Annotated in this window: 10 protein-coding genes; 7 read left to right on the top strand and 3 right to left on the bottom strand. The window is 60.5% G+C overall.

Annotated features, from left to right (window positions below; all coding sequences use genetic code 11):
• Positions 1 to 423: 423 nt before the first annotated feature.
• Both AOA59_RS14735 and AOA59_RS14730 read right to left on the bottom strand, forming a co-directional pair.
• The gene (locus AOA59_RS14735) at positions 424 to 1,917 is read right to left on the bottom strand and encodes a CoA-acylating methylmalonate-semialdehyde dehydrogenase (RefSeq protein ID WP_017735257.1); all 1,494 of its coding nucleotides are present in this window, start codon (positions 1,915 to 1,917) and stop codon (positions 424 to 426) included.
• 39 nt (positions 1,918 to 1,956) lie between these two features.
• On the bottom strand, positions 1,957 to 3,306 hold the full coding sequence (locus tag AOA59_RS14730; RefSeq protein WP_099488056.1) for an aspartate aminotransferase family protein: 1,350 nt from the start codon (positions 3,304 to 3,306) through the stop codon (positions 1,957 to 1,959).
• 125 nt (positions 3,307 to 3,431) lie between these two features.
• On the opposite strand from AOA59_RS14730, the gene AOA59_RS14725 reads away from it, so the two are divergent.
• The 4 genes from AOA59_RS14725 (at position 3,432) to AOA59_RS14710 (ending at position 7,176) form a co-directional block, all read left to right on the top strand.
• A complete protein-coding gene (locus AOA59_RS14725) occupies positions 3,432 to 4,352 on the top strand; it encodes a LysR family transcriptional regulator (protein ID WP_099488054.1) in 921 nt (306 codons plus the stop codon).
• A gap of 88 nt (positions 4,353 to 4,440) precedes the next feature.
• Positions 4,441 to 5,835 carry a uracil-xanthine permease family protein gene (locus tag AOA59_RS14720; protein WP_099488077.1) on the top strand — a complete coding sequence of 465 codons (1,395 nt, stop codon included), beginning with the start codon at positions 4,441 to 4,443 and terminating at the stop codon, positions 5,833 to 5,835.
• An 87-nt stretch (positions 5,836 to 5,922) separates the two neighbouring features.
• Entirely contained in the window at positions 5,923 to 6,582 is a 660-nt protein-coding gene (locus AOA59_RS14715; protein WP_017134724.1) for a TetR/AcrR family transcriptional regulator, read from the top strand.
• 12 nt (positions 6,583 to 6,594) lie between these two features.
• Positions 6,595 to 7,176 carry a YigZ family protein gene (locus AOA59_RS14710; protein WP_065930576.1) on the top strand — a complete coding sequence of 194 codons (582 nt, stop codon included), beginning with the start codon at positions 6,595 to 6,597 and terminating at the stop codon, positions 7,174 to 7,176.
• A gap of 66 nt (positions 7,177 to 7,242) precedes the next feature.
• Here AOA59_RS14710 and AOA59_RS14705 read toward each other — a convergent pair whose 3' ends face one another.
• Complete coding sequence (locus AOA59_RS14705) at positions 7,243 to 7,659, bottom strand: hypothetical protein (protein WP_099488052.1); 417 nt, start codon at positions 7,657 to 7,659, stop codon at positions 7,243 to 7,245.
• An 83-nt stretch (positions 7,660 to 7,742) separates the two neighbouring features.
• Here AOA59_RS14705 and AOA59_RS14700 point away from each other — a divergent pair, with 83 nt between their 5' ends.
• From AOA59_RS14700 to AOA59_RS14690, 3 genes are all read left to right on the top strand, one after another.
• A complete protein-coding gene (locus AOA59_RS14700; protein WP_069786917.1) occupies positions 7,743 to 8,093 on the top strand; it encodes a MerR family transcriptional regulator in 351 nt (116 codons plus the stop codon).
• 25 nt (positions 8,094 to 8,118) lie between these two features.
• Positions 8,119 to 8,805 carry an SDR family oxidoreductase gene (locus tag AOA59_RS14695; RefSeq protein ID WP_099488050.1) on the top strand — a complete coding sequence of 229 codons (687 nt, stop codon included), beginning with the start codon at positions 8,119 to 8,121 and terminating at the stop codon, positions 8,803 to 8,805.
• 187 nt (positions 8,806 to 8,992) lie between these two features.
• Positions 8,993 to 10,351 (top strand): 8-oxoguanine deaminase, encoded by a 1,359-nt coding sequence (locus AOA59_RS14690; RefSeq protein WP_099488048.1) that lies wholly within the window; start codon positions 8,993 to 8,995, stop codon positions 10,349 to 10,351.
• Positions 10,352 to 10,382 lie beyond the last annotated feature (31 nt).

Genomic DNA, 10,382 nt, shown 5'->3' with positions numbered 1-10,382 from the left:
TTGTTAAAGAGCGGTTGGTTAAGATCTTTCGTCTCAACCGAGGCGCGCATTCTACAGCAGCCTCATTTGCTGTCAAGTGATTATTTTCAGAAGCTTTCGAAGAATTCTTCAACAACTTCAACCACTTGCGCTTACGATCTCTCGTTAGCGGGAGGCGAATTCTACAGCGTTACACGCTGCTGTCAACACCTCTTTTTCAACTCCCTTTTGGCTTCGATGAACTGAAGCAACTTGCTGCCGAAAACTTCATAACTCTTTGTTTATCAAGTAGTTTTCCGTTTCGACTGCGCCGGAAGTGGGGCGAATTATAGACAGATATAAAACGCCGTCAATCCCTTTCGTTCACATTTCTGTCATATCGGTCAAAAAGGCCGCAAAAGCACAAAAGCCGGCCCCAAGGGGCCGGCTTTCACCTGCAGCGCCTTACAGACTCGGGAAGGCGAACTGCGACGCTTCATGGCTGGCCCGTTGCGGCCAACGCTGGGTAATCGCCTTGCGACGGGTATAGAAACGCACCCCATCCGGCCCATAGGCATGCAAGTCGCCAAACAGCGAACGCTTCCAGCCGCCAAAGCTGTGGTAGGCCACCGGCACCGGCAGTGGCACGTTCACACCGACCATACCCACTTCGATCTCATCACAAAACAGCCGCGCCGCTTCACCGTCACGGGTAAAGATGCAGGTGCCGTTGCCATACTCGTGATCGTTGATCAGTTGCATCGCGGCTTCCAGGCTGTCAACGCGGACCACACACAGCACCGGCCCGAAGATCTCCTCCTTATAGATGCGCATCTCAGGCGTCACGCGATCAAACAGGCTGCCACCCAGGAAGAAGCCTTCTTCATGCCCGGCAACACTCAAACCACGGCCGTCGACCACCAGCTCGGCACCCGCCGACACACCGTCTTCTATATAGCCGCTGACCTTGTCCCGCGCCTGGCCTGTCACCAACGGCCCCATATCCAGGCCGCAAGAGGTGCCCGCACCAATCTTGAGTGCCTTGACCTGCGGCACCAACTTGGCGATCAACGCATCCGCCACCTGGTCACCCACGCACACGGCCACCGAAATAGCCATGCAACGCTCACCGCAGGAACCGTACGCCGCGCCCATCAAAGCGCTGACCGCGTTATCCAGGTCCGCATCCGGCATCAGCACCGCATGGTTCTTCGCCCCGCCCAGCGCCTGCACGCGTTTGCCGCGCTTGGTCGCTTCGGAATAGATGTACTCGGCAATCGGCGTCGAACCCACAAAACTCAGGGCTTTGACTTCCGGTGCTTCAATCAGCGCATCCACTGCGCCCTTGTCCCCGTGCACCACGCTCAGCACGCCTTTGGGCAGACCGGCTTCCTGCAACAGCTGCGCAATCAGCAGCGTGGAACTTGGATCACGCTCCGATGGTTTCAGGATGAAACAGTTACCGCACACGATCGCCAGCGGGTACATCCACAGCGGCACCATCGCCGGGAAGTTGAACGGGGTAATACCCGCCACCACACCCAGCGGCTGGAAGTCCGACCACGCATCAATGTTGGGCCCCACGTTACGGCTGTACTCGCCCTTGAGAATCTCCGGCGCCGAGCACGCGTATTCGACGTTCTCGATGCCGCGCTTCAATTCACCCGCGGCGTCCTCCAGGGTCTTGCCGTGCTCCTCGCTGATCAACTGCGAGATACGCGCTTCGTTCTGCTCCAGCAATTGCTTGAAACGAAACATCACCTGGGCACGCTTGGCTGGCGGCGTATTGCGCCAGGCCGGGAACGCCGCCTTGGCCGAGTCGATCGCCTGTTGAATGGTTTCACGGCTGGCCAATGGCACCTGGTGAATCACCTGGCCGGTGGACGGGTTGTACACGTCGGCACTACGGCCGCTGTCATTGACCAACTCACCGTTGATCAAATGCTGGATAAGGCTCATGCAGGGCTCCTGAAAAGTTGTTCTATATAGAAGGAGAAATCAGTCGATTTTGTTCAGCACTTCGCCGACCGCATCGAACAGGCGATCCAGGTCCTGCGGCTTGCTGTTGAAGGTTGGCCCGAACTGCAGGGTGTCACCGCCAAAGCGCACGTAGAAACCGGCTTTCCACAAGGCCATGCCGGCCTCGAAGGGACGCACGATGGCATCGCCGTCACGCGGGGCAATCTGGATCGCGCCGGCCAGGCCGTAGTTACGGATGTCGATCACATTCTTGCTGCCCTTCAACCCGTGCAGTGCATTCTCAAAGTGCGGGGCGACTTCGGCTACGCTCTGCACCAGGTTTTCCTTCTGCAACAGGTCCAATGCCGCCAAGCCAGCCGCGCAAGCCACCGGGTGCGCCGAGTAGGTGTAGCCGTGGGGGAATTCCACCGCGTATTCCGGCGTCGCCTGGTTCATGAAGGTCTGATAGATCTCGCTGCTGGCAATCACCGCGCCCATCGGGATCGCGCCGTTGGTGACTTGCTTGGCGATGCACATGAGGTCCGGGGTCACACCAAAGCTGTCGGCGCCGAACATCGAGCCGGTACGGCCGAAACCGGTGATCACTTCATCGAACACCAGAAGGATGTTGTGTTGGTCGCAGATCTCACGCAGACGCTTGAGATAACCCTGTGGCGGCACCAGCACGCCCGCGGAACCGGCCATCGGTTCAACAAACACCGCTGCGATGTTCGACGCGTCGTGCAACTCGATCAGCTTGAGCAGCTCATCGGCCAAGGCGATACCGCCCTGCTCCGGCATGCCACGGGAGAACGCATTGCTCGCCAGTAACGTGTGCGGCAGATGGTCAACGTCCATCAGGCCCTGGCCAAAGAGCTTACGGTTGCCGTTCACGCCACCCAGGCTGGTCCCGGCAATGTTCACACCGTGGTAGCCACGTGCGCGGCCGATCATCTTGGTCTTGGTGGCCTGGCCTTTCAAGCGCCAGTAGGCACGCACCATCTTCACTGCGGTATCGGCGCACTCAGAGCCCGAGTCGGTGAAAAACACGTGGTTCAGGTTGCCTGGGGTCAGGTCGGTGATCTTTTCCGCCAGTTGGAAGGACAACGGATGACCGTATTGAAAGCCCGGGGAGTAGTCCAGGGTGCCCAATTGCTTGGAGACGGCCTCTTGAATCTCCTTACGGGTGTGCCCGGCGCCACAGGTCCACAGGCCCGACAACGAGTCGTACACCCGGCGGCCCTTGTCATCAATCAACCAGCTGCCTTCAGCGCCGACGATCAGGCGCGGGTCGCGCTGGAAGTTGCGGTTGGCGGTGTAAGGCATCCAGTGCACATCCAACTTCAGTTGGCTGGCCAGGGACGATGGGGCGTTTTCGGGCATGTTCATCAGCAAAACCTCGCATGGCAAAAGGCAGCGTCGGGATTGAAAAGCGTTGTTGCAGCTAAATTGCCACGACGATAAAGTCGGTGAAATTCAACTCTTCTAACCTTTAGTCAGGCCGTCACTAAACTATGAGCAGCCGTCGACCCGATCCCCTTGCCCAAGTCAGCGACTTCGATATCCGCCTGCTGCGTATCTTTCGCAGCGTGGTGGAATGCGGTGGTTTCTCGGCGGCAGAAACCGTGCTCGGCATCGGCCGCTCGGCCATCAGCCAGCAAATGAGCGACCTCGAGCAACGTCTGGGGTTAAGGCTGTGCCAACGCGGGCGCGCGGGATTCTCCCTGACCGAAGAAGGCCGCGAGGTCTACCAATCGGCCTTGCAGCTATTAAGTGCGCTGGAAAGTTTTCGCACCGAGGTCAACGGCCTGCACCAGCACTTGCGCGGCGAACTGATCATCGGCCTCACCGACAACCTGGTCACCCTGCCCCACATGCGCATCACCCACGCCCTGGCACAGTTGAAGGAGCGCGGCCCGGACGTGCAGATCCAGATCCGCATGATCGCCCCGAATGAAGTGGAACAAGGTGTACTCGATGGCCGCCTGCATGTCGGCGTAGTGCCCCAGGCGAGTGCCTTGTCGGGTCTGGAATACCAACCCCTGTACAGCGAACGCTCGTTGCTCTACTGCGCGGTCGGCCACCCGTTGTTTTACGCGGACGACAAGCAACTGGACGACCCACGTATCGACAGCCAGGACGCCATCGCCCCGACCTTCCGCTTGCCCGCCGACATCCAGGCCCATTACCAAGCCCTTAATTGCACGGCCAGCGCTTCGGACCGTGAAGGCATGGCGTTCCTGATCCTCACCGGCCGCTATATCGGCTACCTGCCCGACCACTACGCCAGCCTGTGGGTGCAACAAGGCCGACTGCGCGCGCTGAAACCGGCTACACGTTTTTACGATTTGAGCCTCGCATCGGTCACGCGTAAGGGCCGCCGCCCTCATTTGGTGCTGGAAAGCTTTCTGGAGAGTCTGGCGGCAACGCGCTAACTCGGGCCTCTCGCTAAAAGCTGAGCAACTGGACAGCTTTTTGCAAGAGAACCTGGACCTTGAACCGTCCGCCCTGAGTTTGCCCGCCATGCCACCAGAAACCCTGAGCCCCAACGACCTGATCTACGGCCTGAACGACCGCCCGAAACCGCTGCCCGCCCTACTGGCAGCCTTGCAACATGTGCTGGCCGCCTTCGTCGGCATCATCACCCCGCCACTGATCATCGGCTCTACTTTAGGGCTCACCGCCCACCTGCCCTACCTGATCAGCATGGCGTTGATGGTGTCCGGCGTGGGCACTTTCATTCAGGCACGCAGGCCATTTGGTATCGGCGCCGGCATGATCTGCCTGCAAGGCACCAGCTTTGCGTTTCTCGGTGCGGTGTTGTCAGCAGGCTTTCTGGTGAAACAACGCGGCGGCAGCCCGGAAGACATCATGGCGATGGTCTTCGGCGTGTGCTTTTTCGGCGCGGCGGTGCAGATCGTGTTGAGCCGTTTCATCGGGCAATTGCGCCGTGTGATCACGCCCCTGGTCACCGGCATCGTCATTACCTTGATCGGCATCAGCCTGATCAAAGTCGGCATCACCGACCTGGGCGGCGGTTTCAATGCACCCGACTTCGGCGCCCCAACCAATCTGGCGCTTGGGTTGTTCGTCGTGTTGACGATCATCTTGCTCAACCGCTCGAACACGCCGTGGGTGCGCCTCTCGGCAATCATCATCGGCCTGGCCCTCGGCAGCCTGGCCGCGTGGTTCAGCGGCAAGCTTGTGCCCCAAGCCTTGCCCGACTTGCCATTGATCAGCGTGCCGATGCCGTTTCGCTTTGGTTTCAACTTCGACTGGAGCGCCTTCCTGCCCATCGCGCTGATTTATCTGATCAGCAGTATCGAAACCGTCGGCGACCTGACTGCCAACTGCATGATCGCCCGCCAGCCCATCAGCGGCCCTTCATATATAAGCCGACTCAAAGGCGGCGTGTTGGGTGATGGCGTCAGTTGCATGATCGCCGCCACCTTCAGCGCATTCCCCAACACCACGTTTGCGCAGAACAACGGCGTGATCCAACTCACCGGCGTGGCCAGCCGTTATGTCGGCTTATACATTGGCGTGCTGCTGTTTTGTCTCGGCTTGTTTCCGCTGGTCGGCGCAGTGCTGCAGCAAATTCCCAAACCGGTATTGGGCGGCGCAACCCTGGTGATGTTCGGCAGCGTGGCCGCCGCCGGCGTGCGCATTCTGGCCCAGGCGCCGCTGGACCGACGCAGCATGCTGATCATCGCCACCTCCTTTGGTGTCGGCCTGGGCATTGCCGCCCAACCTCAGTTACTGCACTTGATGCCGCCGTTGGTACAAAACCTGTTCGACTCGGCCATCACCAGCGGCGGCCTGACGGCCATCGTGTTGTGCCTGTTATTGCCCGAGGCCAAAGCGGCTGCGGTTGGCGCAAACCACGCGCCGGAAAGCGACACACTGGAACCGCTTTGACGGTTTTATTGCATCGGGACTTGTCTGAGGCTTGAGGGTGGGTTATCTGTGCACACGTCGTCTCTATCGATCAGCACGGAAACCTCCATGAGCCTCGAAGTTCCTGCCCACAGCAACCACGCCGGTAAACCTGCCAGCCGTATTCGGCAAAAGAATGAACAAGCGATTCTCCAGGCGGCTGAAGACGAATTCGCGCGCCATGGCTACAAAGGCACCAGCATGAACACCATTGCCTCGAGTGCCGGGCTGCCCAAGGCCAACCTGCATTATTACTTCACCAACAAGCTCGGCCTGTACATTGCGGTACTGAGCAATATCCTCGAACTGTGGGACAGCACCTTCAACGCGCTGACCGCCGAGGACGACCCTGCCGTGGCGCTGACACGCTACATCCGCACCAAAATGGAGTTCTCCCGACGCCACCCGCAAGCCTCGCGGATCTTCGCCATGGAGATCATCAGCGGCGGTGAATGCCTGACCGAATATTTCAGCCAAGACTATCGCGCCTGGTTCAGTGGCCGCGCAGCGGTGTTCCAGGCGTGGATCGAGGCCGGCAAGATGGACCCCATCGACCCCGTGCACCTGATTTTCCTGCTGTGGGGCAGTACCCAGCATTACGCCGACTTCGCCACCCAGATCTGTCGCGTCACCGGTCGCACCAAGCTGACCAAGCAGGACATGGAAGACGCCGGCACCAACCTGATCCATATCATCCTCAAAGGCTGCGGCATCAAGCCGGCCCTATAAACGAAGCGACTTATGCCTTTCACGCTGACCGGCCTTTGCGAATTTCGTGAAGAAATACGCAAAAGCCGCTTTATCACCTTGGCCGCGCCGATCACCAGCGCGCAAGACGCCCAGGCGTTTTTCGAGCAGCACAGCGACCTCAACGCCACGCACAACTGCTGGGCCTGGAAGCTCGCCGACCAGTACCGCAGCAACGACGATGGCGAACCCGGCGGCACGGCCGGGCGGCCGATCCTGGCCGCCATCGAAGCCCAAGGCTTTGATCAGGTCGCCGTGCTGGTGATTCGCTGGTACGGCGGCATCCAGTTGGGCACCGGCGGGCTGGCCCGTGCCTACGGCGGCGGTGCGAACAAATGCCTGCAGAATGCCGAACGCATCGAGCTGATCAGCCGCGTGCCGCTCAGTTGTGCCTGCAGTTTCTCGGAATTGAACCTGGTGAAACTGCGCGTGGCCGAACTGGGCGGGCTGGTGGTGGAAGAAACCTTCACCGCCAATGGCGTCGAGCTACAGCTCGCACTCGGCGAGGCGCACATCGACACGCTGCAAACCCAGCTCGCCGACCTCAGCCGTGGGCGCATCCTGCTCGAACGCTGAAACTGCCCACATCTACTGTGCACCTGCCTGTGGATAACCTGAGCACACCCGCCTGTAACCCTTCTGTCATAAGGGCTTACGGGCGCCGATCACTTTTTGATCAGTATTCACCGGGAGTAATTGCGCAACGCCCCACAGCACTTCCAACAGCAGAATTATCCACAGCACCGACGTGGCGCCCTGCATCAGCGCGTACAGCTGCCAGGTCGCAAACAGCCCACGGCCGGCCGCGTCATACAGCCCGAATTGGCGTTGAGGGTCGCGAATACGCAGCACTGCCCACACGCACACAATCGAACCGAGCAGGTTGGCCATCAGCACATGCGCAGGCAGAAACGGCGGTAGCTCGCCCGGCAGGTTCAAGCTCTGCAACAGGCCGTGCACTGATGCAAAACTCCACGGCGTGACAAACGCCGCGGTGATGATCAAGTCATACCAGGCGCTGGCCCGCACCAGTGTTCGGTAGTGTTTTGGTGTCCACATAGCAGCAAGCTCCTTCAATTCAAGAAGCCAGCAGGCTAAAGCCTGGAGTATGCTCCAGGGTCAAGCCCTCTCGAGCCCGTCTCATGCGTATCGGCGAATTAGCCCAGGCCAGCCAGGTCAGCCGCGACACCTTGCGCTTCTATGAGCAGCGCGGGTTGATCGCCGCGCAACGCAGCGCCAACGGTTACCGCGACTACCCGCCGGACATGCTGCAACTGGTGCTCTATATCAAGACTGCGCAGCGCCTGGGTTTCAGCCTCGGCGAGATCGGCACCAGCGTCGCCGCCTTATGGCAGGCGCCCGATCCCGACGCTGCCGTCACACAATTGCTGCAAGACAAGCTCAACCTGATCGACACCCGCATCACTGAACTCGGCCATCTGCGCCAGGAGTTGCAGCAAAGGCTCGGGCAACGTTGTCCATTAAATCCGTGAACCTCCACTCCAAAGGAAGCCTTTCATGTCTACGCCAAAAACCGCACTGATCATCGGCGCCTCGCGCGGCCTGGGCCTTGGCCTGGTCAAGCAACTGCTGCAGGACGGCTGGGAGGTGACCGCCACCGTGCGTGACCCGAACAAGGCCGATGCGCTCAAAGCCGTGGGCCAGGTGCAGATCGAGAAGCTGGACATGGACGATCAGCAAGCGGTGATCGCTTTGGCCCAACGCCTGAAAGAGCGCACCTTCGACCTGCTGTTCGTCAACGCCGGGGTCAAAGGCCCTGCCAACCAGGAGCCGGGCCACGCCACCCTGGCGGAAGTCGGCCAGCTGTTCTTCACCAACGCTGTGGCGCCGATCAACCTGGCCCAGCGTTTTGTCGGGCAGATCCGCAAAGACACCGGCGTGCTGGCGTTCATGAGTTCGGTGCTGGGCAGCGTGACGATTCCCGATGGCTCCGACCTGGCGCTGTACAAGGCCAGCAAGGCTGCACTGAACTCCATGACCAACAGCTTTATCACGCAACTGAGTGACCCTAAACTCACGGTGCTGTCGCTGCATCCGGGCTGGGTGAAGACCGACATGGGCGGCGAAAACGCGCACATCGACGTCGACACCAGCGTGCGCGGCCTGGTGGATCAGGTGAATGCCTACACCGGCAAAGGCGGCCATCACTTCGTGGACTACAAAGGCGACACCATCGCCTGGTAACAGCTCGGTTCAACCTGTGGGAGCGGGCTTGCCCGCGATGGTCTCAAGAGCACCTCGCTACTGCAGATAGACCTGATCATGGACTACACGTAAACTCTGCTCCTCGCCCTCACCGGCGACCCTGGATCAGCAGACAGGGCAACACTGAGCTGGCAAACCTGAACCCATCATTCAGAGGAGCCGGCCAATGCCTGCGACCCGTATCTGGTTAAAAAACCCCCTCGCGATTTTCACCGCCAATGGCCTCGACGCCCGTGGTGGCCTGGTGCTGCAAGACGGTGTGATCACCGAAGTGCTGGGCTGGGGGAAAGAACCCGCCGTGCCCTGTGCACAAGTGTTCGATGCACGCGAGCATGTGGTGCTTCCCGGCCTGATCAACACCCACCATCACTTCTACCAAACCCTGACCCGCGCCTGGGCCCCGGTGGTCAACCAGCCTTTATTCCCCTGGCTGAAAACCCTGTACCCGGTCTGGGCACGCTTGACTCCGGAAAAACTCGCACTGGCGTCCAAAGTCGCCCTCGCAGAGTTGCTGCTGTCTGGCTGTACCACGGCGGCAGACCACCATTACCTGTTCCCTGACGGTCTCGAAAATGCCATCGATGTACAAGTAGAAAGCGTGCGCGAACTGGGCATGCGCGCCATGCTTACTCGCGGCTCCATGAGCCTGGGCGAAGCCGATGGTGGCCTGCCGCCGCAGCAAACCGTGCAACAAGGCCAGGTTATCCTCGAAGACAGCCAGCGCCTGATCCGCGAATACCACCAGCGCGGCGACGGCGCGCACATCCAGATCGCTCTGGCGCCCTGTTCGCCGTTTTCGGTCACACCGGAAATCATGCAAGCCAGCGCCGAACTGGCCAACAGCCTCGACGTGCGCCTGCACACGCATCTGGCCGAAACCCTCGACGAAGAAGACTTCTGCCTGCAGCGTTTCGGCCTGCGCACGGTGGACTACCTCGACAGTGTCGGCTGGCTTGGCCCGCGCACCTGGCTGGCCCACGGCATTCACTTCAACCCGGACGAGATCGCCCGCCTCGGCGCGGCCGGCACCGGTATTTGCCATTGCCCAAGCTCGAATATGCGCCTGGCTTCCGGCATCTGCCCGACCCTGGACCTGCTCGCCGCCGGCGCGCCGATTGGGCTGGGCGTCGACGGTTCGGCCTCCAACGATGCCTCGAACATGATCCTCGAAGCGCGCCAGGCCCTGTACATCCAGCGCCTGCGTTACGGCGCGGAAAAGATCACCCCGGAAGGCGTGCTGGGCTGGGCCACCAAAGGCTCGGCGCAGTTGCTGGGGCGCACGGATATCGGTGAGTTGGCCGTGGGCAAACAGGCTGACCTGGCGCTGTTCAAGCTCGATGAGCTGCGTTTTTCCGGCAGCCATGACCCGATTTCGGCGCTGCTGCTGTGCGGCGCCGACCGCGCGGACCGGGTGATGATCGGCGGCAAATGGCGGGTGATCGATGGACAGGTTGAAGGGCTGGACCTTAAAGGCTTGATTGCCGATCACAGCCAGGCGGCGAAACAACTGATCGCCGGCACCTGAGCCCTACACAAAGCCAACTGTGGGAGCTGGC

Source organism: Pseudomonas sp. 2822-15, assembly GCF_002742515.1.
Lineage (GTDB): Bacteria > Pseudomonadota > Gammaproteobacteria > Pseudomonadales > Pseudomonadaceae > Aquipseudomonas > Aquipseudomonas salomonii.
The sequence above is the reverse complement of the archived record's forward strand: the minus strand, read 5'-3'. Positions and strand labels throughout refer to the sequence as shown.